This is a genomic window from Xanthomonas arboricola pv. guizotiae (assembly GCF_002940205.1).
GTDB lineage: Bacteria > Pseudomonadota > Gammaproteobacteria > Xanthomonadales > Xanthomonadaceae > Xanthomonas > Xanthomonas arboricola_C.
Genome location: NZ_MDSK01000015.1, coordinates 54,526 through 81,041, shown reverse-complemented (window position 1 = coordinate 81,041; position 26,516 = coordinate 54,526). Strand labels below are relative to the sequence as shown.

At 67.2% G+C, this 26,516-nt stretch carries 27 protein-coding genes and 1 pseudogene; 14 read left to right on the top strand and 14 right to left on the bottom strand.

The genetic code is table 11. The features are described from left to right. Positions 1–118: 118 nt before the first annotated feature. The 3 genes and pseudogenes from XarbCFBP7408_RS11250 to XarbCFBP7408_RS11240 all read left to right on the top strand — a co-directional run. Positions 119–739, top strand: coding sequence for a TetR/AcrR family transcriptional regulator (locus tag XarbCFBP7408_RS11250; protein ID WP_104563024.1), 621 nt, complete (start codon positions 119–121; stop codon positions 737–739). A gap of 86 nt (positions 740–825) precedes the next feature. Then, on the top strand, positions 826–1,200 hold the full coding sequence (locus XarbCFBP7408_RS11245) for a DNA-binding protein (protein ID WP_181106573.1): 375 nt from the start codon (positions 826–828) through the stop codon (positions 1,198–1,200). After that, positions 1,197–1,460, top strand: a pseudogene (locus XarbCFBP7408_RS11240) (RES family NAD+ phosphorylase); the annotation flags it as partial. The gene XarbCFBP7408_RS11245 and the pseudogene XarbCFBP7408_RS11240, both read left to right, overlap by 4 nt. A gap of 33 nt (positions 1,461–1,493) precedes the next feature. Here XarbCFBP7408_RS11240 and XarbCFBP7408_RS11235 read toward each other — a convergent pair. Genes XarbCFBP7408_RS11235 through XarbCFBP7408_RS11220 form a run of 4 tightly spaced genes read right to left on the bottom strand, consistent with a single transcriptional unit; the run spans position 1,494 to position 4,420 of the window. After that, a complete protein-coding gene (locus XarbCFBP7408_RS11235; RefSeq protein ID WP_104563022.1) occupies positions 1,494–1,829 on the bottom strand; it encodes a DUF3325 domain-containing protein in 336 nt (111 codons plus the stop codon). Beyond that, a complete protein-coding gene (locus XarbCFBP7408_RS11230) occupies positions 1,826–3,442 on the bottom strand; it encodes a PepSY-associated TM helix domain-containing protein (RefSeq protein WP_104563021.1) in 1,617 nt (538 codons plus the stop codon). Before XarbCFBP7408_RS11230 ends, XarbCFBP7408_RS11235 begins: the two co-directional genes overlap by 4 nt. Further along, the gene (locus tag XarbCFBP7408_RS11225) at positions 3,439–3,750 is read right to left on the bottom strand and encodes a DUF3649 domain-containing protein (protein WP_104563020.1); all 312 of its coding nucleotides are present in this window, start codon (positions 3,748–3,750) and stop codon (positions 3,439–3,441) included. Before XarbCFBP7408_RS11225 ends, XarbCFBP7408_RS11230 begins: the two co-directional genes overlap by 4 nt. Positions 3,751–3,775: 25 nt before the next feature. After that, entirely contained in the window at positions 3,776–4,420 is a 645-nt protein-coding gene (locus XarbCFBP7408_RS11220; protein ID WP_104563019.1) for a DUF4198 domain-containing protein, read from the bottom strand. Between the two features lie 279 nt (positions 4,421–4,699). Between XarbCFBP7408_RS11220 and XarbCFBP7408_RS11215 the strand changes: the two genes are divergently transcribed. Together XarbCFBP7408_RS11215 and XarbCFBP7408_RS11210 are read left to right on the top strand one after the other, a co-directional pair. Then, positions 4,700–5,218: a c-type cytochrome gene (locus XarbCFBP7408_RS11215; RefSeq protein WP_104563018.1), complete on the top strand. Its 519-nt coding sequence runs from the start codon at positions 4,700–4,702 to the stop codon at positions 5,216–5,218. Between the two features lie 278 nt (positions 5,219–5,496). After that, positions 5,497–7,215, top strand: coding sequence for an ExeM/NucH family extracellular endonuclease (locus XarbCFBP7408_RS11210; protein WP_104563017.1), 1,719 nt, complete (start codon positions 5,497–5,499; stop codon positions 7,213–7,215). Positions 7,216–7,219: 4 nt separating this feature from the next. Here XarbCFBP7408_RS11210 and XarbCFBP7408_RS11205 read toward each other — a convergent pair whose 3' ends face one another. Beyond that, a complete protein-coding gene (locus XarbCFBP7408_RS11205) occupies positions 7,220–7,606 on the bottom strand; it encodes a MerC domain-containing protein (protein WP_104563016.1) in 387 nt (128 codons plus the stop codon). Positions 7,607–7,667: 61 nt separating this feature from the next. Between XarbCFBP7408_RS11205 and XarbCFBP7408_RS11200 the strand changes: the two genes are divergently transcribed. Further along, positions 7,668–8,993 (top strand): GTP-binding protein, encoded by a 1,326-nt coding sequence (locus tag XarbCFBP7408_RS11200; protein ID WP_104563015.1) that lies wholly within the window; start codon positions 7,668–7,670, stop codon positions 8,991–8,993. A 186-nt stretch (positions 8,994–9,179) separates the two neighbouring features. Here the strand turns inward: XarbCFBP7408_RS11200 and xopR are convergent, their stop codons facing one another. Both xopR and XarbCFBP7408_RS11185 read right to left on the bottom strand, forming a co-directional pair. Continuing rightward, positions 9,180–10,412, bottom strand: coding sequence for a type III secretion system effector protein XopR (xopR, locus tag XarbCFBP7408_RS23155; protein WP_104563014.1), 1,233 nt, complete (start codon positions 10,410–10,412; stop codon positions 9,180–9,182). Between the two features lie 97 nt (positions 10,413–10,509). Next, positions 10,510–11,385: an EamA family transporter gene (locus XarbCFBP7408_RS11185; RefSeq protein ID WP_181106575.1), complete on the bottom strand. Its 876-nt coding sequence runs from the start codon at positions 11,383–11,385 to the stop codon at positions 10,510–10,512. A gap of 66 nt (positions 11,386–11,451) precedes the next feature. Here XarbCFBP7408_RS11185 and XarbCFBP7408_RS11180 point away from each other — a divergent pair, with 66 nt between their 5' ends. From XarbCFBP7408_RS11180 to XarbCFBP7408_RS11160, 5 genes are all read left to right on the top strand, one after another. Further along, positions 11,452–12,114, top strand: a complete 663-nt coding sequence (locus XarbCFBP7408_RS11180) for an alpha/beta hydrolase (protein ID WP_104563012.1) — start codon at positions 11,452–11,454, stop codon at positions 12,112–12,114. 78 nt (positions 12,115–12,192) lie between these two features. Then, complete coding sequence (gene zapE / locus XarbCFBP7408_RS11175) at positions 12,193–13,287, top strand: cell division protein ZapE (protein ID WP_104563011.1); 1,095 nt, start codon at positions 12,193–12,195, stop codon at positions 13,285–13,287. Between the two features lie 129 nt (positions 13,288–13,416). After that, entirely contained in the window at positions 13,417–13,866 is a 450-nt protein-coding gene (locus XarbCFBP7408_RS11170) for a MarR family winged helix-turn-helix transcriptional regulator (RefSeq protein ID WP_104563010.1), read from the top strand. A 105-nt stretch (positions 13,867–13,971) separates the two neighbouring features. Further along, complete coding sequence (locus tag XarbCFBP7408_RS11165; RefSeq protein WP_039515670.1) at positions 13,972–14,400, top strand: organic hydroperoxide resistance protein; 429 nt, start codon at positions 13,972–13,974, stop codon at positions 14,398–14,400. A 282-nt stretch (positions 14,401–14,682) separates the two neighbouring features. Next, positions 14,683–15,384 (top strand): alpha/beta fold hydrolase, encoded by a 702-nt coding sequence (locus tag XarbCFBP7408_RS11160; protein ID WP_104563009.1) that lies wholly within the window; start codon positions 14,683–14,685, stop codon positions 15,382–15,384. A 255-nt stretch (positions 15,385–15,639) separates the two neighbouring features. On the opposite strand, the gene XarbCFBP7408_RS11155 is transcribed toward XarbCFBP7408_RS11160, so the two are convergent. After that, complete coding sequence (locus tag XarbCFBP7408_RS11155) at positions 15,640–16,449, bottom strand: DUF2884 family protein (protein ID WP_104563008.1); 810 nt, start codon at positions 16,447–16,449, stop codon at positions 15,640–15,642. A gap of 219 nt (positions 16,450–16,668) precedes the next feature. On the opposite strand from XarbCFBP7408_RS11155, the gene XarbCFBP7408_RS11150 reads away from it, so the two are divergent. Beyond that, entirely contained in the window at positions 16,669–17,079 is a 411-nt protein-coding gene (locus XarbCFBP7408_RS11150; protein ID WP_181106577.1) for a hypothetical protein, read from the top strand. A gap of 70 nt (positions 17,080–17,149) precedes the next feature. Here XarbCFBP7408_RS11150 and XarbCFBP7408_RS11145 read toward each other — a convergent pair whose 3' ends face one another. From XarbCFBP7408_RS11145 to XarbCFBP7408_RS11130, 4 genes are all read right to left on the bottom strand, one after another. Further along, positions 17,150–17,452, bottom strand: coding sequence for a hypothetical protein (locus XarbCFBP7408_RS11145; protein ID WP_104563006.1), 303 nt, complete (start codon positions 17,450–17,452; stop codon positions 17,150–17,152). A 143-nt stretch (positions 17,453–17,595) separates the two neighbouring features. Then, positions 17,596–18,399 carry a 2,5-didehydrogluconate reductase DkgB gene (gene dkgB, locus XarbCFBP7408_RS11140; RefSeq protein WP_104563005.1) on the bottom strand — a complete coding sequence of 268 codons (804 nt, stop codon included), beginning with the start codon at positions 18,397–18,399 and terminating at the stop codon, positions 17,596–17,598. 84 nt (positions 18,400–18,483) lie between these two features. After that, positions 18,484–19,515 (bottom strand): NADP-dependent oxidoreductase, encoded by a 1,032-nt coding sequence (locus tag XarbCFBP7408_RS11135; RefSeq protein ID WP_104563004.1) that lies wholly within the window; start codon positions 19,513–19,515, stop codon positions 18,484–18,486. A gap of 116 nt (positions 19,516–19,631) precedes the next feature. Continuing rightward, complete coding sequence (locus XarbCFBP7408_RS11130) at positions 19,632–20,603, bottom strand: aldo/keto reductase (RefSeq protein WP_104563003.1); 972 nt, start codon at positions 20,601–20,603, stop codon at positions 19,632–19,634. A 232-nt stretch (positions 20,604–20,835) separates the two neighbouring features. On the opposite strand from XarbCFBP7408_RS11130, the gene XarbCFBP7408_RS11125 reads away from it, so the two are divergent. Then, a complete protein-coding gene (locus XarbCFBP7408_RS11125) occupies positions 20,836–21,690 on the top strand; it encodes a class I SAM-dependent methyltransferase (protein ID WP_024938993.1) in 855 nt (284 codons plus the stop codon). A gap of 358 nt (positions 21,691–22,048) precedes the next feature. Continuing rightward, positions 22,049–22,627, top strand: a complete 579-nt coding sequence (locus XarbCFBP7408_RS11120) for a pseudouridine synthase (RefSeq protein WP_104563044.1) — start codon at positions 22,049–22,051, stop codon at positions 22,625–22,627. A 401-nt stretch (positions 22,628–23,028) separates the two neighbouring features. Here XarbCFBP7408_RS11120 and XarbCFBP7408_RS11115 read toward each other — a convergent pair whose 3' ends face one another. Both XarbCFBP7408_RS11115 and hrpB read right to left on the bottom strand, forming a co-directional pair. Continuing rightward, the gene (locus XarbCFBP7408_RS11115) at positions 23,029–23,460 is read right to left on the bottom strand and encodes a hypothetical protein (RefSeq protein ID WP_104563002.1); all 432 of its coding nucleotides are present in this window, start codon (positions 23,458–23,460) and stop codon (positions 23,029–23,031) included. A gap of 326 nt (positions 23,461–23,786) precedes the next feature. Continuing rightward, positions 23,787–26,288, bottom strand: coding sequence for an ATP-dependent helicase HrpB (hrpB, locus tag XarbCFBP7408_RS11110; RefSeq protein WP_104563001.1), 2,502 nt, complete (start codon positions 26,286–26,288; stop codon positions 23,787–23,789). Positions 26,289–26,516 lie beyond the last annotated feature (228 nt).

Below are 26,516 nucleotides of genomic sequence, written 5' to 3'. Positions count from 1 at the left end.
CGCAGGGATCGGGATGTGCCGGGTGGGAGCGGGCAGGCCGCACGGCGTTTGTGCGCAGCCTAGCGGTCCGCAATGAAAAAGTGAACTAAAATTCAAATATTGAACCCAGAGTCACACCATGGCTTATCGACGCTCCGCCCTGATGGAAGAACGCCTGGCCGGCAATCGCGAACGCATCCTGCACGCGGCCCGCGCGCTGATCGCCGAAGGCGGCTACCGCAACGCCCCGGTGACCGCCGTCGCCGCCGCCGCCGGTGTGTCCACCGGGCAGATCTACCGGCACTTCCCGTCCAAGGCCGAGCTTTTCGTGGAAGTTCTCAATGCTGCAGTGCAGCGCGAGATGACCATCCTGCGCGCCATCGCCACCACCCAGGCCAGCGCCGCCGAGCGCCTGCGCAATGCGATCGCCACCTTTGTGCGGCGCGCACTGGCCGGCCCGGCGTTGGCGTACGCCTTCATCGCCGAGCCGGTGGAAGGCGAGGTGGATGCCGAGCGCATCCGTGGCCGCCGCCTGTTCGGCGAAGTGTTCCGTCAGCTGCTCGCCGAAGGTGTGGCGGCCGGCGAGTTCCCGCCGCAGTCGCTGGACGCTGCGGCGGCCTGCATCGTCGGTGCCTTCACCGAGGCGCTGGTGGGACCGATCGCACCCAGTCGCGGCGACCCGCAACAGGGCGAGCAACTGGTCGAGGCGATCTGCGGGTTCTGCCTGCGCGCGGTGGGTGCGCCCCAGGCGGCGGTCTGACAGTGCACTGACCGAGTGTCCAACTGGGCTGTATGGATGCCGCTGACTGTGCATATACTGTGCACTCATCCTGCTGGAGCCGTGCGATGGTCGCCGTTCTCAATCCCCTGGCCCTGACCGAACGCCTGCGCGTACCGGATCGCACCATCCTGTCGCCTGCGGCCATGGCTGGCCTGCTGGATCTGTCGCAGCAGGAGCTGGCCGAGCTGGCCGGTGTGCATCGCAACAGCCTGCGCGTGCATCCGGAAAGCCCGCGCGTGCAGGACCTGCTGCGCAACCTGTCGCGCCTGCTGGTGGCGATGACGCAGCTCCAGCCGGACGAACGCCAGGTGGTGTTCCACCTCAAGAACACCCCGATCGCCGCGTTCGAATTCGCCACCTTGCTGGAAGTGGTCAAACAGGGCCGCACCGACGATGCGTTGACCTATCTGCGCACCGTCGTCTCGGGGGCCGCCGGTTGAAGCTGAGCGCCCCGGCGCACTGCACGCTGTATCGCGCCTTCACCCCGCGCTGGGCCGCCGAACCGCTGAGCGGCGCCGGTGCGGCACGCTCGGGCGGACGCTTCAATCGTTTCGGGCAGCCGGCGCTGTATCTATCGCTGCAGCTGGAAACCGCTGCCGCCGAATATGCGCAGGCCGCGCTGTTCCTGCCGCCATTGACCCTGGTCAGTTACGCCGCCGACCTGCCGGCGCTGGCCGATCTGCGCCTGGGCCGCAGTTGGGGCGATCCGCCGATCGAGGCGTAGCGAGGTCCGTCAACCCAGCAACAGCTGCAGCGCACCCGCCAGCACCGGCGCGGCCACAGCCGTGGGCAGAATCAATCCACGCCGATACGGCAGCAGCCACAGCGACAGCAGCGCGGCTGCGCCGGTCAATGTGCCCAGCCACAACAGCGGACCGATGCCCCAGCCTTGCGCGTGTACCGCCAGGCCGAAGCTGAGCAGCAACAGCAACCAACCCAGCACGCGCAGTTGCCGCGAACGTGCGGCGCCCAGCGTGCGGCCACGCACTTCCTGCTGATGCTTGTCCATCGCCAGGCACAGCGCGGCGAAGCCGGAAAAATTCAGCGCCAACAACAGCCACACGCTCATGCGCTCTCCTGCAGCGGCACGCTGCCTTGCGCAGGCGCGGCGGCAGTGGCGCGCGCACGTCGCGCCGATGCCGGCTGCGGTGCCTTCCAGTGTTGCAGGCGCCATCCTGCGATCCCCAGGGACACACCAAGGAACAGGCAGACCAGATCGACCCCGGCCAGCGTCCATTGCCCGGCCGGCAACGTCACGCCCAGATGCACATCGGTGGTGATCGCATTGACCACCGGCACCAGCGCGAACAAGGCCGCACCCAGATACAGCTGCCAGCTCCACATCGCACGCCGCGGCCACACGAACGCGGCCAGCAGTGCCGTGGCCCACGCGGCGAAAAACACATTGGCCTCCATCGCCGCGCGCGCGTCCAGGCTCACCGGCAACAGGCGGTTGGCCCAGAAGAAACTGGCAAAGGCGATCGGCAGGCCGGCGACCGTGCCGATGTTGAGCGCATCCACCAACCGCAGCCCGACGCCGATGCGCCCGGCCTTCAGGTGTTTGGGACGTTCCTTCACTGCCCACATCACCACGCCGCTGGCCACCATCAGGCAACCGAGCAAGCCGGAGCCGAAGAACAGCGCGCGCATCCACGGCCCGGCGAAGTGGGCGATATGCAGGCCCACCATCACCCCACGCGTCTGGCTGGCACCGCCCGGCGGCCCGCTGCGCTGCAGGCGCTGTCCAGTGATTGCATCGAACAGGATGGACGGCGCATCGGTGGAGAGATTGCCAGCGCGCTGGGTGACGCCGACCGCCGCATGCGCGTCGTTGGGAAGCGAGACCGCCACGTTGCCCACCTCGCCGCCACGCCAGTCGCTGCGCGCACGCGCCACGAATTGTTCCAGCGGCAGCATGCGCGCCGGCGTGCCGGAGGCGCTTCGCGTATCGGCCACCCGGTTGGCGGACTCTTCGTAGAAACGCATTTCGTTGTCGGGGTACTGCGCCTTGATGCCCCACGGCAGGTACATGAACATCAAGGTCACGATGCCGGTGTAGGTGATCATCGCGTGGTACGGCAACGCGGTCACCGCGCTGACATTGTGGAAATCCAGCCACGAGCGCAGGCCCTTGCCCGGGCGAAAGGTGAAGAAATCCTTGAAGATTTTCTTGTGCGTGATCACGCCGCTGATGATTGCCACCAGCATGAACATCGCGCAGAAACCGACGATATAGCGCGACCACATCACCGGCAGATAATGCAGGTCGAAATGCAGCCGGTAGAAGAATTCGCCACCCAGGGTGTCGCGTGCGGCAATCTCCCTGCCGGTGGCCGGGTCGATGATGGCGGTGCCGTACATCTGCCGGCGGCTGGCCGGTTTGCCATCGGCTGGCCCAGGGTTTTGCCAGTACATGCTGACGACCGGATTGCGCGTGTCCGGCAAGGTGATGTTCCAGCTCTGCGCATCGGCTGCATGCGTCTGCAGATACTGCTCGGCACTGCGCAGCGCAGTGGCGGTACTCACCGTGGTGGTGGGCAATTCCGGGCGCATCCAGCGGCTGATTTCGTCGCGATAATAACTCGCCGTGCCGCCCATGAAGATCAACAGCAGCACCCAGCCGACCAGCAGGCCGGTCCAGGTGTGCAGCCACGCCATCGACTGGCGGAATCCCTGCTTCATGCCACGCCCCGTTGCAGCCATGCGGCCAGTGCGAACATCAGCGCCGCAGGCACCGCGATGCCGGCCCAGGCGCGCCACACGCTGGCGGTGGCGAAGGCCCAGAGTGGCGCGCAGGCGCACACCACGATGCCGACCAGCATGCTGGTCAACACCGCCTCGCTGCGTGGCATCGGCAGCACCAGCGCCAGCAGCAGATTGGTGACGCTGGCGAGTGCATAGCCGCCAAACATCGCCGCCAGCGTGCGCCCAAGCACGCCCAGCCAGGGACGCCTGAACCAGGGCAGCGGCAGCGGCGGTGCGGTGGACATCGGATCAGCCAGGCGTGCGGCCGACTTACTCGGCCAGGAAGGTCAACGTGCTGATGTGATGGATCATCGACACCTGCTTGCCGGCGATCTCACGCTTCACCGGCTCCTTGTTGGTGGCGACCAGGATGTGCCGGCCAGCGCGCAGCTTGGGCAGGGTCACCTGGCCCTTGGCGTCGGAGGTCAGCGTCTTCTGCCATTTCTGCGGGTCGATCACCGTCACCTCGACCTTGGGCAGCGGCTTGTTGCGATAGAGCACGGTCAGCGTATTGCTGTGGGCGGCGGTGGGCACCAGCTCGAAATCGAGCTTGGCTGCGGGCGTGGCGCGTCCGGCGCGTGCGTAGTAGCTCACCGTCTCGAAGCCGCCGGCCTCGCCCTTCCACGGCTCGAACACGCTGTCGTCGCTCAGCCAGGCATCGCCGGTGCCGGACAACGGCGCGGTGAGGAACTCGCTGCCGCGCTGCAGGGTGCCAGCCTTGCCGGCGCTGCCGAACACGCTCGGCTTGACCACGCGCTTGATCTCGTCTTCGCCGTGATCCAGGGCCTCCTGCGCAGGCTCGCCGAAGTAGATGCGTACCGGGCCGCTGCCGTCGCGTTCGATCCAGATCTCGTGGGCCTGGGCAGACAGACTGATGCTGGCCAAGGCCAGGCAGGACAGCAGGAAGGACTTCATCGCGGCGACTCCTCAAGACGGGACCGGGCGAGGCGAGGGCCGCATCACCGTGGATTGATGGGAATGATACGCAATTCCTTTCGGCGAGACCAATGCGCATGCGGCGTTGCGGCAATTCAGCAGCGGGCGCGAGCGTGTGTCCGCAGCGAGGCGACAGCGCGTCAAGGCGCAGCGTACATCGCTGCGAAAACTGTCATGCGGGCTGGTGAGACTGGCCTGAACTGTGCTCTATACTCCGGCGCTAGCAGAGGTCTTCGACCAACAGCCAGGGGTGAGCGCGTGCGGAATTACGACCTCGAGTTCCTGAAAAAATTCTCGATGGTGATCGGTTTACTGGTGGTGATCACCCTGGGCCTGATCGCCCTGGCAGCCTATTTGCAACGCGCTATTCCCGACGAAGTCTCGCCCACTGCCGCCAAACGCGTGCAGCAACGCATCGCGCCTGCCGGTGCGGTCTATGCCGGCGCCACCGGTGCGTCCGCCCAGGCCGCCGCCCAGGCTGCAGCACTGGCCAAGGCCGCCTCGCAGTCCGCCTACGGCGGTACCACCGACGGCAAGACCATCTTCGACAACCTCTGCACCGCCTGCCACACCACCGGTGTCGGCAAGGCGCCGACGCTGGACCATTCGCATTGGGACGCGCGCATCGCCCAGGGCAAGGACACCTTGTACAAGCATGCGATCGAGGGCTACACCGGCCCGGATGGCGGCATCATGCCGCCCAAGGGCGGCAACCCGGGGTTGACCGAAGAGCAGGTGCGCGCCACCGTCGACTGGATGCTGGGCAATCTAAAGTAAGACCCTGGCGAGCTGTTTGGGGACTCTGGGTGCATTCGCCCCCTGCACGGGTGAGCGTCTGCGTTTTCCGTTGTCTGATCGGATGTCTTGCTTGCAGACCACTGGCGCAGAGATGGAGAGCCGAGCGCCGATGCACGGCACTGTGTGCTCCGTGCTTCCATAAGCGAAGCGCCTGGCGGCACGTCACTGCGGTTTGTTAGCCTGTTTCCGCGCTTTAGTTATCACGCGCCGCCTTCCGGGCGGCGTTTGCGTTTGATCCACTTCACTGGAGTCGTTCGATGTCGCGTCGCCCGCTGGTTGTGCTCGGTCTGGTTGGTCTATTGGCTCCACTGCTCTGCAGCGCTGCCGAGGGCGCGCCGCAGCGGCTCTCGATCGCCGACGTGCAAGGCGAAGACACGCGCAGCCCGTACGACGGGCGCGTGGTCGAGGTGGAAGGCATCGTCACCGCCGATACGCGCTTCGGGCTGGCCGGCCTGTTCGTACAGCAGCCCGGCTTCGAGCCGCGGCGCTCGCACGGCCTGTTCGTCACCGGTGCCGGCAATGCCGAAGTGGCGGTGGGCGATCGCGTGCGCATCGTCGGTACCGTGCGTGAGGTTTCGGCAGGGGGCGAGGCGAGCCTGACCACGGTAGATGCCAGCAGCATCGAGCGGCTCGCCAGCGGCCAGCCGGTGCCGGTACGCATGCTCAGCGGCCCGCCGGCCAATTGGGAAGCACTCGAAGGCGAGCACGTGCGCATCGCGGCGCTCACGCTCAATGGCAGCGACCGCCTGGATACGTACGGCGAATTGGTCGCCGCGTTCGGCGGACGTCTGTGGCAGCCGAGCGAGCTGGCCGCTGCCGGCACGCCGGGGTTCGCGCAAGTCGAGGCCGATAACGCACGCCGCCGCGTGCTGCTGGACGACGCGCGCAATGGCCGCAGCCCCAAGACGGTGGCCTATCTGCCGGCCGATCCGGTACTGCGCAGCGGCAGCCTGCTCAAGTCGGTCGACGGCATCGTCGACCAGCGCTACGACGGCAACTACCGCATCCAGGTGCTGAGTCCGTTGACGCTGCCGGCCATGCCGACCGCGGTGGCGCCACAGGTGGGCGGCGACCTGCGTATCGCCTCGTTCAATCTGGAGAATTTCTTCAACGGCAATGGCCGCGGCGGCGGCTTTCCGACCAAGCGCGGTGCGCGCACGCACGAGCAGTTCCAGGCGCAGCTGACCAAGCTGGTGTCCACCATCGTGCCGCTGCGCGCCGATGTGGCCGCGTTGATGGAACTGGAAAACGACGGCAATGGCGCCGATGCGGCGGTGGCGCAACTGGTCGCCGCGCTCAACGCGGCCGACAAGGACAAGGACTGGCAGTTCGTCGACACCGGCAGCGGCCCGGGCGATGACGCGATCCGGGTCGGCATCGTGTACCGCAGTTCGCAGGTCACGCCGGTCGGCAAGCCGGCCACGCTGACCGGCGGGCCGTTCGACAGCCACAGCCGGGTGCCGCTGGCGCAGGCGTTTCGCAGCACCCGCGGGGCAACCTTCGTGGTGGTCGCCAATCACTTCAAGTCCAAGGGCTGCGGCAGCGCCAACGGCGCCGATGCCGACCAGCGCGATGGCCAGGCCTGCTGGAACGCCACCCGCACCGAATCGGCCAAGCGCCTGCACCAGTGGCTGCAGACCGATCCCACCGGCGCGCAGACCAAGCTGGCCGTATTGCTGGGCGATTTCAACGCCTACGCGATGGAAACGCCGATGCGCAGCCTGCGCGCCAGCGGCTGGCAGGACGCCTTTGCGGTGGCCGGCGTGAAGCAGCCCTACAGCTACGTCTACGATGGCGTGAGCGGGCGGCTGGACCACGCCCTGCTCAGCCCGGCGATGGCCAGGCAACTGCGCGGCGCGGTGGAATGGCATATCAATGCCGATGTCATGGACGATGCCGGCTATGCCAGGCGCAATCTACCCGGCCCGTGGCGCAGTTCCGACCACGACCCGGTGCTGCTGGGTTTTTCGCTGTAACGCGCTAGCTGGCGTACGTCCCGGCACGGCGGCGCAGCCGCAGGTTGAGCAGGTGCGTGCTGGCCAGCAGCAGGCTGCCGGTCACCGTGATCGGGGTTTCCCAACTGCCGCCGGCAACCCCGCTGGCGCCCAGCACCAGGCCGGCCAGGCCGAAGACCGCCAGCGCCCACACCGGCGCGGGCAGCGCATGCCGGCGATGGCTGCTCCACAGCGCGTAGCCGCTCAGCGGCACGGCAGCCGTGGCGAACACCACATGCACCCATTCGGCCCGGCTCCAGGCACCCAGCAGCGGCAGTGCAGCGGCCAGCAATGGCAGCGCCAGGCAGTGCAGCAGGCATAGGCTGGATAGAGCGATGGCCGAGTTGTCCAGCACGGAAGCGGTAACGCGCATCGGGGGTGTCCCATCGAATTGATGTTATATAGTAACACTTCACTCCAGCCAGGCCCTCAGGATGTCCCTGTCCCCCACGCGCGATTCACGCCTGCCCGTCACCGTGTTGTCGGGCTTTCTCGGCGCCGGCAAGACCACCTTGCTCAACCGCATCCTGCATAACCGCGACGGCCTGCGCGTGGCGGTGATCGTCAACGACATGAGCGAGGTCAACATCGATGCGCAGCTGCTGCGCGAGGGCGGTGCAGCATTGCGACGCACCGAAGAGACGCTGGTGGAATTCAGCAACGGCTGCATCTGCTGCACGCTGCGCGACGATCTGCTGCAGGAGGTGCGCAAGCTGGCCGAACGCAAGCGCTACGACTATCTGCTGATCGAATCGACCGGCATCGCCGAGCCGATGCCGGTGGCGGCCACCTTTGCGGTGCGCGATGCCGACGGCTTCAGCCTGGCCGACATCGCCCGGCTCGACACCATGGTGACGGTGGTGGACGGCAGCCGCTTCCTGCAGGACTTCGGCTCGGCCGCCACGCTGGCCGAACTCGGCCAGCAAGCCGGCCCGGACGATAGCCGCGGGCTGGTGCAGTTGCTGGGCGAACAGGTGGAATTCGCCGACGTGCTGGTGATCAGCAAGTGCGATCAGATCGATGCACAGCAGCTGCAACGCCTGCGCGCGGTGTTGCGTGCGCTCAATCGCGAGGCGGCGATCGTGGATGCGGCACATGGCGAGGTGCCGCCGCGCCAGTTGCTCGACACCGGCCGCTTCGATTTCACCCGTGCGCAGCTGGCGCCGGGCTGGATGCAGGAACTGCGTGGCCAGCACACGCCGGAAACCGAGCAATACGGCATCAGCAGCTTCGTCTATCGCGCACGCCGGCCGTTTCACCCGCAGCGCTTTGCGCGCATGGTGCAAGGCGGGCTGCCGCAGGTGATTCGCAGCAAGGGGTTTTTCTGGTTGGCCAGCCGCATGGACTGGGTCGGCGAATTGTCCAGCGTGGGTGGCGCGACCCAGACCAATGCAGCCGGCTTCTGGTTTGCCGCACGCCACCGCGTGGATGCGCACGCCATCGGCGAGCCGCTGCAGACCAGCATCACGCCATTGCCGTATACCGATATCGGCTGGCAGCGTCAGCAGACGCAATGCTGGACCGCGCCGCTGCCGCAACTGCACGAGGTCGGCGACGCCAGCGAGTACGCCGCGCTGCAGCGGCTGTGGCACCCACTGTGGGGCGACCGTCGCCAGGAGCTGGCGGTGATCGGCGTGGACATGGATGCGCCGCGTACGCGCGCCGCGCTGGATGCCTGCCTGCTCAGCGATCACGAGCTGCGCCAGGGCCCTGCGCAATGGCAACTGCTGGACGACCCGTTTCCGCACTGGCAGCGTTGATGGCGGACTGGATCACGCTGTCGACATCGGTTCGCCTGGTACCGGGTGCAATCGGCAGCGGGCTTGCATCCCCAGTACGGCGTGCGGATGCGCCGCACTGGGTGGCGTCGCATGTCTCACCTGCGGCTGCCGCGCGGCGTGCACGTGCACGTGCACGTGCACGTGCAAGCTGCGCTGCCAGGATCTTCAGTAATAGCCGTTGTCGATTGCCTCTTGATGGGTATCTCTTTCTTTTTCGAGCGACTGTCGACGCTGTTCGGCGGTGGTGGGGATGCCGGACATCAGGCGCGGCGCTCCCAACCTTTCCAGCTGGTCGTCGGTGCTTCTGACGATCTGTTCCAACGCAAGCATGTTCTCGTAGCCCTGCATCATGCGTTGCAGGCGCCGTATCTGGTCCTTGGGTGCGTCGCCTTGCTTCAATGACTCCAGGCGCCGCTGCGCGCGTGCGTAGTTTCTGGCCAGGGCGTCTCTGTCGACGGATTTACGCCGTGCCTTGAGCACTTCGCGCCGGTTGTGCTGCATGGCGTCCATCTGCACCATTGCCAGGCCGCTGCTCGTGGTGCGCGGTGCGCAGATGTCTTCCATCGGTGCCAGTGCGACCAGCAGTGCCTCGAGCTGACTATCGCGGACCTCGTTGCGCCGCGCGATCAGGGCCGCACGTGTCTTGAGCAGGTGTTGCTCCTGCGGAGTTGCCTCGCGGTCCTCCATGAACAGCTGCTTTTGAATATCGCTGCACTGCCTGGTGATCTCTTCCAGTTGCAGATCCAGGCGGCGCAACGAGGGCTGCCGTCCGGGCTGGGGACGTGGGAAGGGCAGCGACGATTGCGCGGGCGTGATCTGCACCGGGGGCGATGCCGGCTTGCCGTGCTGCGGCGGCTGGCCCTCGTCACCGCGCATTCTTTCGGGAACGGGCGGTTGCATTCTCCGGTCAACGGGGCGTTGCGGCCCGTGCAGCTGCTGCGCACGCGCTGGCTTGGGTGGAACCGACACCGACTGTCTTGTGGGCGGGGTCTGTTGCGGTTGCGGTTGCGGTCGCTGCGCCCGCTCATGATCCGCTGCGTTGGATATGGGGGGCTGCCGATGCTGATCGACACGGGCCTGCGTCCCGTGCTGTTGTTGCGTGCGACCGGGCGTCACGGCTGCCGTGCGCGCAGGTGGGCTTTCCACTGTTTCAAGCGTTGGAGAGCCCATGCACGTCAACGGCAACTGCTTGCGTAACGATGCCAGCGATTTACGCGCCGAGGCGAGCATGCCGCGATGGGATTTCGACGCGGCCTGTGCTGCTGCGGACTTGGGAGCCTGAGACAGCGGGTGCTGCGACGATGCGCCTGGAGTCAACGGCGTCGTCTCGGTCGGATTGGCGCCGTGCGGTTCCGGGGCCACGCGATTACGGCTGTTAAACAACTGACTCAGGCGCATCACACACTCCCGTGGGTTGTCTGCACGCATGATAGCCAGCGCTGCGTCCGCCTCAAGGCGAGTTGCGAACCGGCGTCGCGCCGGCCGAATGCCTCCATCAGCCCGACTGCATGCCCCAGGCGATCGCTGCGATTGCCGGCGCCGCCAGCAACAGTCCCACCCAGCCGCGGCGGCCGATACGCTCGCCGAATGCCAGCTTGCCGACGAGTGCTCCCAGGATGACCACGCCCAGGTTCATGCTGGCGAAGACGGTGGCCGGGCTGTGCGGCAGCAGCTGATGGGCGCGCACGTAACACAGGATGTTGCCGAAATTGAGTGCGCCCAAGAGCACACCGGCGAGCAGGTTGCGAAAGCTCAGGCGCGCGACACCGCCCCGGCGAACGACTTGCAGGCCAAGCATCAGCACACCTGCCAGGGCAAAGCACAGCGTCAATGACGTCAATGAAGGCGTACCGGCCTGTGCGATGTGCTTGAGCAACAGATCGATCAGGGCAAAGCCCATCCACACGCCTGCCAGCCATGGCCAGCCGATCGAGGCCGGCGCTGAATCCGCACCGGCGGCCTGACGTGGCCGTTGCAGGATGCAGACGATGGCCAGCAGACCCAGGCCCAGTCCCGCCAGCTTCCAGGCATTGACCGGTTCACCGAAGAGCGTAAACGCCGCCGCCAGCGAGAGCAGGAGCGACAGGCGTTGGGCAATGTCGGTACGGACGATGCCGGCGGTGGCGACCGCGCGTGCCAGCAGCATGAAGATCGACGGCAGCGCCACCGCCAATGCAAACAGTGCCAGCCAGGGCGTGGTCGGCGCGCGCAGCGTGTCCAGTGACGGATGCAGGGTCAGCCACGCCAGCAGCGCGGCGGTGGCGTAGTTCCAGGTGATCGCCTGCGCAGCGTCCAGGCGATAGCGCGGCAGCAGCTTGAGAACCACCGACACCAGGACACTGCAAACGACGGCAAACAGCAGAAAATGCATGGGCAACGCAACGAAGTGTGCAGGCAGGGCGATGAACGCGGCCGGCGGGGCGGCTATTATGACGCTATGTCCAATCCCTTATTCCCCACCGAATCGTCTGCGTTGACGTTGCAGGGGCCGGTCGGCCCGCTCGATGTCGCGGTCGATCTGCCCGAGCCGGACGTTGCCGTGCAACCGGTCACCGCCATCGTCTGCCACCCGCTCTCCACCGAGGGCGGCAGCATGCACAACAAGGTCGTCACCATGGCTGCGCGCGCGCTGCGCGAGTTGGGGATCACCGTGGTGCGCTTCAATTTCCGCAGTGTCGGCAACTCGGCCGGTGCGTTCGATCATGGCGATGGCGAGCAGGACGATCTGCGTGCAGTTGCCGATTGGGTGCGAACGCAGCGCCCCGGCGACACGCTGTGGCTGGCCGGTTTCAGCTTCGGGGCGTATGTGTCGTTGCGCGCCGCCGGCTCGCTCGCACCGCAGGTGCTGATCTCGATCGCGCCGCCGGCCGGGCGCTGGGATTTCAGCGATATCCAGCCGCCTGCGCAGTGGCTGGTGATCCAGGGCGATGCCGACGAGATCGTCGACCCGCAGGCGGTCTACGACTGGCTGGAAACCCTGGAGCAGCAGCCCGAGCTGGTGCGCATGCCCGACACCAGCCATTTCTTCCACCGCAAATTGATCGACCTGCGCGGTGCGATCCAGCATGGTGTCCGGCGCTGGTTGCCGGCCGCCGTCTGAGCGCGGCACGGCCCACGCGTATCGCCCGGCGATGCGCCGTTGAGCGGGCCAGGCAGCGGCCGGCCCGCGGAGAATGCAATGAGTGAGATGACCCCGTCGCAGCGCTACGCCGCCGGCGTACAGCGCGGCGACTGGCGCGCCGACCCGGCGCAGCAGGCCGCCCTGGCGGAGCTGGACCGTATCCACGAGGCATTGGTGGACAGCGCGCAGGACGGCTGGCTGGACCGGCTGTCGGCGTTCTGGAAAAAGCCCGAGCCGGTGCGCGGCCTGTATTTCTGGGGTGGAGTGGGGCGCGGCAAGACCTTCCTGGTCGACCTGTTCTACGACGGGTTGCCGATCAAGCAGAAGTACCGCACGCACTTCCATCGCTTCATGCGTGGGGTGCACGAGCAACTGCGCGAGCATGCCGGGCAGAGCGATCCGCTGGCCAAGATCGCGCAGCAGTGGCGCGAGAACCTGCGCGTGCTGGTGCTGGACGAATTCTTCGTCACCGACATCGGCGATGCGATGTTGCTGGCGCGCCTGCTGGAACGGCTGTTCGCCGAAGGCGTGACCCTGGTGACCACCTCCAACACCGCGCCGGAAAACCTCTATGCCAACGGCCTGCAGCGCGACAGCTTCATGCCGGCGATCGGCCTGCTGCAGAAGTTCTGCGTGGAACTCTATGCAGAAGGCACCGAGGATTACCGCATGCGCGCGCTGACGCGCTCACCGGTGTATCGCGCGCCATTGGATGCGCAGGCCGACGCGTGGCTGACGCAGCGCTGGGGCGAGCTGAGCGGAAACTCCGAGCCGCGCAGCGGCAACATCGAAATCGAGGCGCGCAAGATTGCCGTGCGCGCGCGCGGCAAGAGCATCGCCTGGTTCGATTTTGCCGCACTGTGCGAAGGCCCGCGCGGACCTAGCGACTACATCGAGATCGCACGCGAATTCACCACCGTGTTGCTGGGCGGCATCCCGCACTTCGACCGCATGAACGAGGACGCGGCGCGCCGCTTCGTCAACCTGATCGACGAGCTGTACGACCGCCACGTCAACCTGGTCTGCACCGCGCAGGACGCCCCGCCTGCGTTGTACAGCGGCCAGCGCCTGGCCGGCGCCTTCGAGCGCACTGCCTCGCGCCTGATCGAGATGCAGAGCGCCGAATACCTGGCGACTGCGCATCGGGCCTAGACATGCAGGCATGGCCCGGCCCGGATTCCGCAACAGCATTGTGACCGACCAGGACGGCGATGGTGCCCGGTCACCCGGCAGATCAATAAATCGCTTGCAATTAAATTGCGCGCTATGTAAATTGCAGGCATGGACACCACCGCCCGGACCAACGCGCTGCTGCAGCTCGACAACCAGCTGTGCTTTGCGCTGTATTCGGCCAATCTGGCGATGCACAAGCTCTACCGCGGGCTGCTGAAGACGCTGGACCTGACCTATCCGCAGTATCTGGTGCTGCTGGTGCTGTGGGAAACCGACGGCCGCAGCGTGTCGGAGATCGGCGAGCGCCTGTACCTGGACTCGGCCACGCTGACCCCGCTGCTCAAGCGCCTGCAGGCTGCCGGACTGGTCACCCGTACCCGTGCCGCCAGCGACGAGCGCCAGGTGATCATCGCGCTCACCGATGCCGGTCGCGCACTGCGCGCCAAGGCCGGCGCGGTACCCGAGCAGTTCTACTGTGCCTCGGCGTGCTCTCTGGACGAATTGCGTCAGCTCAAGCAGCAGCTGGAGACCTTACGCTCCAACCTCGGCGCGGGGTGAGCCGAGCCAGCATTACGCTCGCCCCACGCAATGTGTCGTACACGATCAAATCGTCAACTATCGATCTACATCACGCGCTGACAGCGCTCATTCTGGAGAACCACCATGGCCTCACCTGAAAAAGTCCTCTACACCGCCCACGCCACCGCCACCGGTGGCCGCGAAGGCCGCGCCGTGTCGTCCGACAAGGCGCTGGACGCCAAGCTGTCCACCCCGCGCGAGCTGGGCGGCGCCGGCGGCGACGGTACCAACCCGGAGCAGCTGTTCGCTGCCGGCTACGCGGCCTGCTTCATCGGCGCGATGAAGGCGGTCGCGGCGCAGGACAAGCTCAAGCTGCCGGGCGAAGTGAGCATCGACAGCAGCGTCGGCATCGGCCAGATTCCGGGCGGCTTCGGCATTGCTGTGGAGCTGCGCATCGCCGTGCCGGGCATGGACCAGGCCGAACTGCAGGCGCTGGTCGACAAGGCCCACCAGGTCTGCCCGTACTCCAACGCGACCCGCGGCAACATCGACGTCACCCTGACCCTGGCCTGATCCAGGCCAGCATCCCCACGCCCAGCGCGTGGTGGAGTCAGCAACGGCCCGGCGCATGCGTCGGGCCGATTTTTGTTACGGGAGCAGGAGCGCTGCCCTGAAGACCATCGGCATCCGGCGTCGCCATGCCAGCGCGACCCGGCATGGACGCGGCAGACGCCACCGCGTCGATGCGACCCGCGTGCTGGTGCGCATGCACGCGCTGGCGATGGGCGTCACCGCGCGCCACACTGTTGCGATGACAGTGCCTGCTCCTGCGATCCCGATCGGACTTTGCTGCGCATGAGCGCAACGCGTCCCACCTTGTTGCTGCTCCCCGGTCTGCTCAACGATGCGCAGTTGTGGCAGGCGCAGCGCGTGGCCCTGGCCGAGCTTGCCGACTGCGTGGTCGGCGACATCACCCAGGGCGAGAGCATGCGCGCGCTGGCGACACAGCTGCTGGCGCAGATGCCGCCGCGGTTTGCGCTGGCAGGGTTTTCGTTGGGCGGCCACGTGGCGCAGGACATCCTGCGTATCGCGCCGGAGCGCGTGGAGCGGCTGGCCTTGCTGGATACCTCCGCGCGTGCCGATTCGCCCGAGCGTGCGGCACAACGGCGCGCGCAGGAAGCGAGCGTGCGTGGCGCCAGTGCCTTCCACGGATTCGGCGAACGCCTGCTGCGGCACTACGTGCATCCCTCGCGCTGGCAGGACCAGGCCTTGCTGGAGCGGGTGCGTGGCATGACCCAGCGCCTGGGCGTGGAGGTGTTCCTGCGGCAGAACCGGCTGGAGCGGGAAGACGGCCGCGCGCTGCTGCGCGCCTATGCCGGCCCGCTGCTGGTGCTGTGCGGCCAGGACGATGCGATCACCCCGCCGGCATTGCACGAGGAAATGGCCGCACTGGCAGCGCAGGCGCGTCTGGTGCAAGTGCCAGCGTGCGGCCATCTGTCGCCGCTGGAACAGCCGCAGGCGGTGTCGGAGGCACTGCGGCACTGGCTGCTCGCCTGATACCGCGACGACCGGGCCGACCCGGCCAGGCCTGCTGCCGTGCGATCCCATGCGGCGGGATGGCATCAACCGGTGCGTGCTGGTGGGGCTTTGAACCAGGGGCTCTGGGAAACCGATCAGCGCGGCGTCGGCTGATATGCAATGCCTGCATCCATGCATGCAAGAGGTCTTGCCCAGTCACGGCGGCCATCCGGCCAAGGCCCAGCGTCGGGCTGCCACAAGGCGTGCAAGGCCGCCTGCGCTGCATCGCCGCCGTCAGCGCGCGACCGTTGCTACAACGCCGTTGGATACCGGCGCATCGGCGTCGTCTTTCTGCTGATGCGTGTGGAGTTCCAGCATCTGCAGCCGCTGCCCCTGGAAGCGATATTCCAGCGCCTGCTGTACCCCGTACAGCGCCTGCGCCTGCGTGCACAGCGTCCGTGCCTGTGCTTCCAGCGCCTGGCTGCGTACCTGCATCTGCTGCTCCATGCGCGCGTCCAGTTGCGCGCCGCGTCGCTCCAGCTGCGCAGCGCGTCCGGTCATCACCGTCCACATCACGCTGCGGGTCAGGCTGCCGGCCAGGTCGTCGGCAGCGCGTTCGACACTGGCTTCGAAACGTTCGTCGAACAGCGCCTGTTCCCAGCGCCCACGCCCCAGCGTGGCATCGACCTGCGCGAGTGCGGTGCTGCGCAGCTGCTCCAGCTTGCGCTCCTGGCGCGCGCTGCTGCTCAGCATCTGCACCACGCCGGCCAGTGCGTCGAAGCTGATGTCGACCACCGAGCGGGCGATGGCGGTCACGGCCGGCATCAGCGCGCGTGCGCCCTGTTCGAGTTCGCGCAGGCGTTGCGCGTCGGCAGCGCTGACCGCTTGCGGTTGGCGATCGATGTTGAGTTCGCCACCATGGAAGAAAATCTCGCGCGGTACGCCTTGCTTGCGGCGCAGCCAGATGCCGCCGCTGTCGGCCAGCACGTCGTAGGAGGTACTGACCTCGCATTGCTGTGCGGATACCTGCGGCCGGGCGGTCGCGGCCTGTGCGCTACAGGTCGCCAGCAGCAGGAGCGGGGCCAGGACGGTGCTGACGCGCATGACGGATGCCCGGGAGTGGTGATGCGGCAGCATGGCGCGCGGCTGCACGGCCGGTCATGGGCAGGAAGTCAGGGTGCCGCAGCGGCACCTCAGTGGCGACGGCGCAAAGCGTGAACCGGGTCGGGCATCGCTGTGCCGACACCTTGCAAACGTCTGGCTCACTTGATTCTCACGGTGTATGGTGTGAATTATGTTGCACAGCAGCATCGGAGCTCAGCAATGCTCGACTCACGCATCGAAAAGGTTGATCTGGCACTCACCGAGATTGCCAAGGACCCATCGGAGAAGGTGGCGCTGTGGCAGTGGGCGTGCCGCGAGATGCTGCACGAGACGCTGATCGGCATGCACCAACTCTCGCACCTGGCCGGCATCTCCCAGCAGGTTGCCAACGACTGGCGCGCACCGGTGGATGTGATCGCACCCGAAAAGCCCTACCTGGCCGCCTCCGCGCTGGCCGACCGCCGTCTGCCGCAGGTGCTCGACGGCCTGGGCAGCACGCAAAACGACGACGACCGCGCCACGCTGTGGCGGCTGCGCTATGCCAGCCTGATCGCCTCGACACTGCAAGGCATGCAGGCGCTGGCCGACAAGCACCGCATCGACCGCCAGGCGATGGCGCTGGGACAGTGAGCTGACCGCGCTGCGCGGCCGCACGGGCTGTGCTGCCGTCCGAGCGTTGGCTTCATGTCAGAGGCCTGCTTCAATGCCGGACGGCGGCCTCTTCCAGATGCCGCCAGGCATGCCGCACGATCCAGCGCGCCTGGTCCCAGGGCACCGACAGCAGCGGTCGATAGTGGTAATAGCCGTCCTGCAGCACGCGATACAGCTGCGCCTCGGTCGCGCGCGGATAGGCCAGATAGATGTCGTAGCCGAGCGTGAGTAGCCGGGCATAATCGGCGAAGGCGTAGCCACCCAGATGGCCTTCGGCGTGGACACCGCGCCAGTAGGCGATCTCGGTGTCGAGATCGACGCTGCGGCGGGTCAAGACGGATGCGCTGTGCATGGGTAGGACTCCGTTGCCGAGACTACCCCCTGTGCCCGGCACCGTAGCAGCGCCTGCCGCATGCAACCAGCACGCGACGACGAGCGGTCGTCACGGTGGTGGTGCCACGGGCCGGACAGCGCCGACCCGTGGCAGCCGGGACCTCAATCCCAGTCGGGTGCGATGGCCTTCGGGTTGGCCAGCCGCTGCCCGCGGTCCAGTGCGGCGATCTCGGCCATGTCCTGCTCGCTCAAGCGCAGCGTCTGCGCCTTGAGATTGCTCTCCAGATTGTCACGCTTGGTCGAGGACGGAATCACCGAATAGCCCTGCTGCAGTGCCCAGGCCAGGGTGACCTGCGCCGGGGTGGCGTCGTGGCGTGCGGCGATCGCCTGGATCACCGGGTCCTTCAGCACCTCGCCCACCGCCAGCGTCATGTACGAGGTGACATGGATGCCTTGCTCGCGCAGGAACGCGATCAGGCTGCGGTTCTGCAGGTAGGGATGCACTTCGATCTGATTGGTGGCGATGGCCTCGGCGCCCAGGATCTCGATGGCCTGCTTGATCAATGCGATGGTGAAGTTGGAGACGCCGATCGCGCGGGTCAGGCCCTGCTGCCGGGCCTCGTTCAAGGCTTCCAGATAGTCGCGCATCGGCACCTGATCCTTGGGCGAAGGCCAGTGGATCAGGGTCAGGTCGACGTCGTCGGTGCCCAGTTTGCGCAGGCTTTCCTGCAGGCTGGGCAACAAGGCGTTGCGGTCGAACTTGTCGACCCAGATCTTGGTGGTCAGATACAGCTGATCGCGCGGCAGACCGGATGCGGCAATGGCCTGGCCGACCTGTTCTTCGTTGTCATAGATCTGCGCGGTATCGACGGCGCGGTAGCCCAACTCCAGTGCATTGCGTACCGAGTCGATGACGACCTGGCCCTTGAGACGGAAGGTGTCGAGGCCGAATGCGGGGACTGTCATTGTGTTCCTTTGGTCATCGGAATGGGGAATCGGGAATGGGGAGTCGTGAGTCGCAACAGCTGATGTCGTGCGGGGCGCTGTGAGCTACTGGTCCAGTGCGACCACGGCCTTGCCGAAGTTCTCGCCGCGCAGCAGGCTGATCAGGCCCTGCGGGGCGCTGTCCAGGCCGTGCAGGACGTGTTCGCGGTACTGGATCTGGCCGTCGCGCAGCCACTGGCCCATCTCGCGCAGGAAGGCGGGCATCAGGCGGATGAAATCGTGCTGGATGAAGCCGCGCACGGTCAGCCGCTTGCGCAGCACCTGGCCCATGAACTCCGGCAGGCGATCCGGCCCGGGCAAGGCCTGGCCGCGGCTGTTGTAGGTGGCGATCACGCCGCACACCGGGATGCGTGCAAAGTCGTTCAATTGCGGCAATACCGCGTCGAACACCTTGCCACCGACGTTCTCGAAATAGACGTCGATCCCGTCCGGGGTGGCCACGCGCAGCTGCTCGGCAAAGTCGTCGGCGCGATGGTCCAGCGCCACATCCACGCGCAGCACCTCGCGCAGGTAGCGCACCTTTTCCTCGCCCCCGGCGATGGCCACCACGCGCAATCCCTGCAGACGCGCCAGCTGGGCCACGGTGGCGCCGACCGGCCCGCTGGCTGCCGCCACCACCAGGGTTTCGCCGGCCTGCGGCCTGCCGATTTCGTGCAGGCCGGCGTAGGCGGTGAAGCCGGGCATGCCGTACACGCCGAGCGCGGTGCTGAGCGGCAGGGCATCGTCCTTGGGCAGCTTGCGCAACGGCGCGGTGGGCGTGAGCAGGCTATGGCTCTGCCAACCGCCGGGCAGTACCAGCAGGTCGCCTGGCTGATAGCCGGCATGGTGCGACTCGAGCACTTCGCCGACGGTGCCGCCTTCCATCACCGCGTCGATCTCCACCGGTGCGGCGTAGGACGGGCCTGCGTCCATGCGTCCGCGCATGTACGGGTCCAGCGACAGGAAGCGGTTGCGCACCAGGATCTGGTCGTGCCCGGTGGGCGGCAAGGCGACGTCTTCACTGCGGAAGTTGTCGGCGCTCGGCTCGCCGAGCGGGCGTGAGGCCAGCACGATGCGGCGATTGGTGATTGATGTCATGGGGGATTCCTTGCGGAAAGGGCCGCGCGTACGCGACCGGGGGAGCGCAGCCGCAATGGCGGCTGCGCGCGGAAAGACACGCGTGGTCGACTACGTATGCGGCGCAAGCCGATGCGTCAGGCGGCGTCGGCCGGCTCGGGGGCGCTTGCGGCATCGAGCTGTGCAATCTGATCGGCGCTCAGCGACAGCTGCGCGGCGGCCAGCACATCGTGCAACTGGGTCACGCTGGTGGCGCTGACGATCGGTGCGGTCAGGCCCGGGCGGGCGATCAACCGGGCCAGTGCGATCTGTGCCGGCGTGGCGCGGTGGGTGGCCGCCAGATCGTCTAGCGCCTGCAGGATGCGCAGGCCGCGCGGATTGACGTATTGCTTGACCACCGAGGCACCGCGCGCGCTGCTCTTGCCGGCGTCGTCGGCGCTGCGGTATTTGCCGGTCAGAAAACCGCTGGCCAGCGAGTAATAGCTGATCACGCCGAGTTCGCGTTCGCGCACCAGCGGCTCCAGCTCGGCCTCATAGCCGGCGCGGTCGTAGAGGTTGTATTCCGGTTGCAGGCTTTCGTAACGCGGCAGCGTGTACTGCTCGGAGATATCCAGGGCATCGCGCAGGCGTGCGGCGCTGTAGTTGGACGCGCCGATCGCGCGCACCTTGCCCTGTTCGATCAAGCGGCCGAACGCGGCCAGCGTGGCTTCCAGCGGAATCGATTCGTCGTCTTCGTGCGCCTGGTACAGATCGATCACATCGGTCTGCAGGCGGGTGAGCGAATCCTCCACCGCGGCGGCGATGTTCTCCGGCGACAGGCCCGGATGCTCGCTCCATTTGGCCACCTTGGTGGCGATCAGCACCTTGTCGCGCTTGCCGCTGCGTGCGAGCCAGCGCCCGATGATGGTTTCCGACTCGCCACCGCGATTGCCCGGCACCCAGCCGGAGTACGCATCGGCGGTGTCGATCAGGTTGAAGCCGGCATCGACGAAGGCATCTAGCAACGCGAACGAGGTCGCCTCGTCGGCGCTCCAACCAAACACATTGCCACCGAACACGATCGGTTGAACCTGCAGGCCGGAGCGGCCTAGCGCGCGGGAGTGGGTCATCACGGTTGCTCCTGATTCGAACTGCCGACAGGATAGTCATGCGTGCCGATGTTGCGTGTGACACCTGCGTGGATTCAGCGTTCCGCAGATCGCCCTCATCGACTCACGTCGTCTGAACATGTCGCCCGCCGCGCCTGGTGCGGCGCGTCATGCGGCGCACGGATCCGTGCACATGGCAGGCTTCGGGCCGCATGCTAGGCTCGCGCTACTTTTTCCCGCAAAGGGCGCTGCGATGATCCGCAACAAGCTGGTGTGTGCATGTGTGGTGGGGATGGCAGTGGCGATGAGCGCGCCACTGGCAATGGCAATCAAACCGGCCGATAGCGCCAGCTTGCCGGCGCCCGATGCGGCGCTGCAAAAAGCCATCGACGGCAACTGGCGCGATCGCGTCTACGTGCAGCGCGACGTCTATCGTCATCCCGGCCAGACGCTGGCGTTCTTCGGCATCAAGCCGACCCAGACCGTCATCGAAATCACCCCGGGCGGCGGCTGGTACTCGGAAATCCTGGCGCCGTACCTGCGCGACAAGGGCAAGTACGTGGCCGCGGTGGTCGACCCGGCGGCGGTGCCGGAGGGGCGCGGCCGCGATTCGGCACAACGTGGGCGCGACGAGCTGGAGAAGAAGTTCGCCGCAAAGCCGGAGGTGTACGGCAAACCGTCGTTCGTTTCCTATGTGCCCAAGACGCCGTCGTTCGGCGTGGACAACTCTGCCGATCTGGTGCTGACCTTCCGCAACGTGCACAACTGGCGCATGGCCGGCAATGCCGAGGCGATGTTTGCCGGCTTCTACAAGGTGCTCAAGCCCGGCGGCGTGCTCGGCGTGGTCGAGCACCGTGCCAAGGCCGACGTGCCGGCCGACGACAAGAGCGGCTATGTCGGCCAGGCGCAGTTGATCGCGATGGCCGAAGCGGCCGGATTCAAGCTCGCCGGCAAGAGCGAGGTCAACGCCAATCCGCGCGACACCAAGGACTATGCCGGTGGCGTGTGGACCCTGCCGCCGAGCAACAACCACGACAAGGCCGACGATGCCAAGTACAAGGCGATCGGCGAGAGCGACCGCATGACCTTGAAGTTCGTCAAGCAGTGAGACGCGGCCAGCATGCCGACGCACCGCGCGTCGGCATGCAGGTCTTGGGCGCTGCCCGCTACGGTGCGTCGATGCTGGCCTGACGCGCGGCATGCGATGACTGCGCAATCGGCTGCACGACCGTAAGGACGGCGCGGACGGCGCAACGACGGCCAGTTGGACCAACGCTGCGCTGGTTTGCATGCGTCAGGCCACTGATGCACAACCGCCCCGGGTAGCGATGCCGGCTGCGTCAGCGTGCAACGCGGTTGCATGCAGCAGCACATCGCCTGCCGCCGGTGGCGCGACCTCTTCAACCCGGTGCATGACCCACGCGCCACGCGCGTGGCCGGCAACGACCTTGCGCAACAGGATTGGCATGTTGGTGTTGTTGAACAAACCCTATGGCGTGCTGTCGCAATTCAGCGACCGCTCGCAGCCGCCCAAACGCACGCTGGCCGAATTCGGCCTGTCGGCCGACGTCTATGCGGCCGGTCGCCTGGATCACGACAGCGAAGGCCTGTTGCTGCTGACCGACGATGGTGCACTGGCGCATCGCTTGACCGACCCGCGCCACAAGCAACCCAAGACTTACTGGGTGCAGGTGGAAGGCGACCCGGAGCCTGCGCAACTGCAGGCCTTGCGCGATGGCGTGCTGCTCAACGACGGCCCGACCCGCCCGGCCGAAGTGCGCAGGCTCGATCCGGCACCGCAGCTGTGGCCGCGCGATCCGCCGGTGCGCGTGCGCAAGACGGTGCCCGATGCCTGGCTGGAGCTGCAGATCACCGAAGGCCGTAATCGTCAGGTGCGGCGCATGACCGCCTCGGTGGGCCTTCCGACCTTGCGTCTGATCCGCGTGGCGATCGGCGACTGGACCCTGGATGCGCTCGCGCCGGGCCAGTGGCGCATCGAACAAACGCGCGGCGCGCGTCCAAGTAGGACGCGACGCGGAGCCTGATGCATCCGGTACAGCGGTCGCTGCACCGCACGCGGCGCTGAGCTCGATGCATTTTGGACGGCGCTGCTTACAGAGCCGCTCATGCGGCATGAGCAGCAGGATTGGTAACGCGAGCACAGATGCAACGGTTGCATGCCTGCGTGGCCGATCCACCCTGCGATGCGGCAATACGGCGCGGGTCAGGCCAAGCGCGGTAATGACAAGCGCGCGGCTATGGGCAAGCAACGCGATCACACGCGATCGTTAATCGCCGCGGACCTGCACATGTAGTGCCGCATTCTTCGACCACGCGAGTGGGTATCGATGACTTGGCGATTTAACGGTGGCATCAATCGTGGTCCACAAACAAAAACGCCACGGCGCAGGGCCGTGGCGTCATGTTTTGTGCCTGGAACGACGGCTTACTCGATGCCGTCGCTCGGAGTCACTGCACCGCGACGCTGGTAGGCGGCGCGACGAGCGCTGGCGTTGCCGGCATTTTCGCGGTCCAGACGGTGCACGTTGCTGCCGAGCACCTGCTGATCGCGCTGACGCTTGCGATACACGGCATAACCGATCAGGCCCAGGCCGGCGACAGCAGCGGCCACGGTGACCGCCGGGTTGCGCTTGACCACTTTGCCGACCACCTTGCCGCCGGTGCGCACGGCACCCAGGGCAGCACCGGTCTTCAGCCATTCGCTGGCGCCTGGACCGAAATGACGCAGGCTGCTGCCTGCATGACGGGCCTGATCGCTAGCGTTGGAGGCGGCGTGACGCAGATGGTCGCCCGCATTGCCAGCCAGTTCCAGGGCACGCTCCAGGGCGCGTTCGGTGATCACAGTCAGCTTGCTCATGGGAGGCGTTTCCTTTCTGAGTACGTGGGCCGCAGTGTGTGGGCTGCTGCGTATAGACGGTGTTAGCGGTGCTAGGGCGTGTTTGGGTTGCGGTTAAGTAGTGCGGGGTGACGTTGTGATCGGTGCTTACCTGGATCCGGTATCTACCTGATGCGGCAGAAGCCTGCCCTGGCCGGTGTCGACGTTGATTTCCCTTCTCCCGCCGGGAGAAGGTGCCCCGCAGGGGCGGATGAGGGTACGGCCGAAGCCACCTGCGCTTGAGCAGCGCGAGGGCTTGGCACCGTACCCTCACCCCAACCCCTCTCCCGAGGGGAGAGAGGCTCATATCAGGTGCCGCGCGGTTTTGCCCGATGCGTTGCAGTCGCGGTCCATGGATCGTCCGGCCACGGATGTCTGGGATACCGCCCCTTCATCTCCTTCCTGACATCCGGATACGTGGTGACCCAGAAACTCCTCAGATCCTGCGTCACCTGCAACGGGCGTCCGCCGGGCGAGAGCAGATGCAGGGTCAGCGGGATGCGGCCGTCGGCGATGCGCGGGGTTTCGGCCAGGCCGAACAGTTCCTGCAGCTTGACCGCCAGCACCGGCGGCAACGGTTGCCCGGCGTGGTCGAGGGCGTAAACGATCTGCCGCTCCATGCCCGAGGGCACGCTGATGCGGGTGGGCGCATGGCGGTCGATCAGCTGGCGGCGGTCCCACGGCAGGGCGGCCTTGAGCGCCTCGCCCAGATTGGCCTCGTCCAGCGCATCCAGGCGGGTCTTGCCAGCGAAGGCCGGGCGCAGCCAAGTGTCCAGTGTCTCCAGCAACGCGGCGTCGGACAGATCGGGCAGTGCAAGCTCGGGCATCCAGGCACGCAACGACTGCAGGCGGGCCCGCCATTGGCGAAGGCCGTCGGTCCACGGCAAGGCATCCAGGCCGAGCTGCCGCACCGCCTCGGTCAGCGCACCGGCGGCTTGCGCCGGATCGACGCGGCCGGCCGGGCGGCTGTCGAGCACGATGCGGTCGAAGCTGGATTGCCGACGCGCGACCAGGGCGCGCTTGTCCGCGTCCCACTGCACCAGATCCTGCTGCACGAAGCGCTCGGGCACGCTGCGGCGCAGATAGCCTTCGTCCACCGGCGCGGCACGTAACAGCAGCGCGTCCTTGGCTTCGTAACGCAACTCGCTGGCAACCAGCCAGGGTTCGCCGCGCAGGTCGCTGTGGTCGAATAGGCGGGCGCTGCGGCCGTTGGCCAGCAGGTAGCGCAACGGGTCGTGGGGATGGCGTGCGGCAATGCGGTCGGGGAAGGCGTGCGAGAGCAGGTCGCCGAGTGCGTGCGCCTCCACGCTGGCCGGCGGGGCACTGTCGCAGCGCAGCCGGCGGCGCCATTGTCTGGCGGCGCTGTCGATCGCGGCCAGGCCGCCGCGGTTGGCATCATGCGCGCTGCGGCCCTGCCGGAATGCGGCCAGTGCGCGCCAGCGCGCAGCCAGTCCATCGCCGCCCTGACGCAGCGGGTCGCGCGCTTCCAGCAAGGCGGCCAGGTCGCAGGCCAGCGCCACGCGTGTCGCATCGCCGGCCTGCGCCAGCATCGCGGCCAGGCGCGGATGGGTGCCCAGCGCGAGCATGCGCCGGCCCAGCGCGGTGATGCCGCCGCTGCCGGTGAGCGCGCCCAGCCGCTGCAGCAATTCGTGCGCGGCGGCCAGCGCACCGGCCGGCGGGGTATCGACGAAGCGCAGCGCGGCGCTGCCCCAGGCGGCCAGTTCCAGCGCCAGGCCGGCCAGCTCCACCTGGGTGATCTCCGCGCGCCGCTGCGGTTCCAGCCGTTGCGATTGCGGCCACAGCCGGTAGGCCCAGCCGCTGGCCACACGCCCGGCGCGGCCGGCGCGCTGGTCGGCCGAGGCCTGCGCGATGGTGGTGATGTCCAGGCGCGAGAAACCGCTGTTGGGATCGTAATGCGGCTCGCGCGCCAGCCCGCTGTCGATCACCACGCGCACGCCGGGCAGGGTCACCGAGGACTCGGCGACGTTGGTCGCCAGCACCACGCGGCGGCGCCCTGACGGGTCGGGTTGCAGCACCTGGCTTTGCGCCTCGACCGCCAGCTCGCCGTGCAGCGGCAGCACCTGTACCGCTGGGTCCAGCACGTCCTGCAGCGCGCTATGCACGCGTGCGATCTCGCGCTGGCCGGGCAGGAACACCAGCACATCGCCTGGATGGGTGGACAAGGCGTGTTCCACCGCGCGCCGGGTCTGCGGCTCCAGCGCCTCGTCGCGGCGCGCGGGAAAGTGCGCAATCTCCACCGGGAAACTGCGCCCGGCGCTGCTTAGCCGTGGCGCATCGAGAAAGCCGGCCAGGCGCTCGCCATCCAGCGTGGCCGACATCGCCACGATGCGCAGGTCCTCGCGGACCTGCGATTGCACATCCAGCGCCAGCGCCAGGCCGAGGTCGCCGGCCAGATGACGTTCGTGGAATTCGTCGAACAGCAGCGCGCCGATGTGCTCGAGCATCGGGTCGTCCTGGATCAGCCGGGTCAGGATGCCCTCGGTGACGACCTCGATGCGGGTGCGCGCGGAGGTCTTGTTCTCGAAGCGGATGCGGTAGCCCACCGTCTCGCCGACCGGCTCGCCCAGCTGGCGCGCCATGAACACGGCGGCGCTGCGGGCGGCCACGCGCCGCGGTTCGAGCATCACGATCTTGCGACCGGCCAGCCAGGGTGCGTCCAGCAAGGCCAGCGGTACCTGGGTGGTCTTGCCAGCGCCGGGCGGGGCTTCCAGCACCAGCCGCGGATGGGCGGCCAGGCTGTCGCGGATCTGCGGTAACAGGGGGGCGATGGGGAAGACAGGCTCGGTCATCGCGGGAAGGATACGGGCCTGCTCGCGCCGGTGCGATGGTCTGAAGCGTGTCGGGAACTTGCCAGTTCCTGTCGGCGATGCGGAGAACGCCTCTTGCGTGGGAGACCTCTCACGCCAGGGTCGAGCAACGCCGGTCCGCCGCTGCATGCACACGCATGATGCGTGTGTCTGGGTGCGCTACGTCATTGCCTGAGCAGGTGCTGCGATGGCGCCGGTCGACAGCATATC

What these genes read in the sequence shown, in the direction of transcription:
- XarbCFBP7408_RS11205 (WP_104563016.1), bottom strand. Translation starts at nt 7,606, where the DNA reads ATGCGCGTTACCGCTTCCGTGCTGGACAACTCGGCCATCGCTCTATCC.
- XarbCFBP7408_RS11230 (WP_104563021.1), bottom strand. Translation starts at nt 3,442, where the DNA reads ATGAAGCAGGGATTCCGCCAGTCGATGGCGTGGCTGCACACCTGGACC.
- dkgB (WP_104563005.1), bottom strand. Translation starts at nt 18,399, where the DNA reads ATGACAGTCCCCGCATTCGGCCTCGACACCTTCCGTCTCAAGGGCCAG.
- XarbCFBP7408_RS11245 (WP_181106573.1), top strand. Translation starts at nt 826, where the DNA reads ATGGTCGCCGTTCTCAATCCCCTGGCCCTGACCGAACGCCTGCGCGTA.
- XarbCFBP7408_RS11150 (WP_181106577.1), top strand. Translation starts at nt 16,669, where the DNA reads ATGCTCGACTCACGCATCGAAAAGGTTGATCTGGCACTCACCGAGATT.
- XarbCFBP7408_RS11235 (WP_104563022.1), bottom strand. Translation starts at nt 1,829, where the DNA reads ATGAGCGTGTGGCTGTTGTTGGCGCTGAATTTTTCCGGCTTCGCCGCG.
- hrpB (WP_104563001.1), bottom strand. Translation starts at nt 26,288, where the DNA reads ATGACCGAGCCTGTCTTCCCCATCGCCCCCCTGTTACCGCAGATCCGC.
- XarbCFBP7408_RS11225 (WP_104563020.1), bottom strand. Translation starts at nt 3,750, where the DNA reads ATGTCCACCGCACCGCCGCTGCCGCTGCCCTGGTTCAGGCGTCCCTGG.
- XarbCFBP7408_RS11120 (WP_104563044.1), top strand. Translation starts at nt 22,049, where the DNA reads ATGTTGGTGTTGTTGAACAAACCCTATGGCGTGCTGTCGCAATTCAGC.
- XarbCFBP7408_RS11125 (WP_024938993.1), top strand. Translation starts at nt 20,836, where the DNA reads ATGATCCGCAACAAGCTGGTGTGTGCATGTGTGGTGGGGATGGCAGTG.
- XarbCFBP7408_RS11250 (WP_104563024.1), top strand. Translation starts at nt 119, where the DNA reads ATGGCTTATCGACGCTCCGCCCTGATGGAAGAACGCCTGGCCGGCAAT.
- XarbCFBP7408_RS11180 (WP_104563012.1), top strand. Translation starts at nt 11,452, where the DNA reads ATGTCCAATCCCTTATTCCCCACCGAATCGTCTGCGTTGACGTTGCAG.
- XarbCFBP7408_RS11155 (WP_104563008.1), bottom strand. Translation starts at nt 16,449, where the DNA reads ATGCGCGTCAGCACCGTCCTGGCCCCGCTCCTGCTGCTGGCGACCTGT.
- XarbCFBP7408_RS11170 (WP_104563010.1), top strand. Translation starts at nt 13,417, where the DNA reads ATGGACACCACCGCCCGGACCAACGCGCTGCTGCAGCTCGACAACCAG.
- XarbCFBP7408_RS11165 (WP_039515670.1), top strand. Translation starts at nt 13,972, where the DNA reads ATGGCCTCACCTGAAAAAGTCCTCTACACCGCCCACGCCACCGCCACC.
- XarbCFBP7408_RS11115 (WP_104563002.1), bottom strand. Translation starts at nt 23,460, where the DNA reads ATGAGCAAGCTGACTGTGATCACCGAACGCGCCCTGGAGCGTGCCCTG.
- xopR (WP_104563014.1), bottom strand. Translation starts at nt 10,412, where the DNA reads ATGCGCCTGAGTCAGTTGTTTAACAGCCGTAATCGCGTGGCCCCGGAA.
- XarbCFBP7408_RS11130 (WP_104563003.1), bottom strand. Translation starts at nt 20,603, where the DNA reads ATGACCCACTCCCGCGCGCTAGGCCGCTCCGGCCTGCAGGTTCAACCG.
- zapE (WP_104563011.1), top strand. Translation starts at nt 12,193, where the DNA reads ATGAGTGAGATGACCCCGTCGCAGCGCTACGCCGCCGGCGTACAGCGC.
- XarbCFBP7408_RS11145 (WP_104563006.1), bottom strand. Translation starts at nt 17,452, where the DNA reads ATGCACAGCGCATCCGTCTTGACCCGCCGCAGCGTCGATCTCGACACC.
- XarbCFBP7408_RS11185 (WP_181106575.1), bottom strand. Translation starts at nt 11,385, where the DNA reads ATGCATTTTCTGCTGTTTGCCGTCGTTTGCAGTGTCCTGGTGTCGGTG.
- XarbCFBP7408_RS11135 (WP_104563004.1), bottom strand. Translation starts at nt 19,515, where the DNA reads ATGACATCAATCACCAATCGCCGCATCGTGCTGGCCTCACGCCCGCTC.
- XarbCFBP7408_RS11200 (WP_104563015.1), top strand. Translation starts at nt 7,668, where the DNA reads ATGTCCCTGTCCCCCACGCGCGATTCACGCCTGCCCGTCACCGTGTTG.
- XarbCFBP7408_RS11210 (WP_104563017.1), top strand. Translation starts at nt 5,497, where the DNA reads ATGTCGCGTCGCCCGCTGGTTGTGCTCGGTCTGGTTGGTCTATTGGCT.
- XarbCFBP7408_RS11220 (WP_104563019.1), bottom strand. Translation starts at nt 4,420, where the DNA reads ATGAAGTCCTTCCTGCTGTCCTGCCTGGCCTTGGCCAGCATCAGTCTG.
- XarbCFBP7408_RS11160 (WP_104563009.1), top strand. Translation starts at nt 14,683, where the DNA reads ATGAGCGCAACGCGTCCCACCTTGTTGCTGCTCCCCGGTCTGCTCAAC.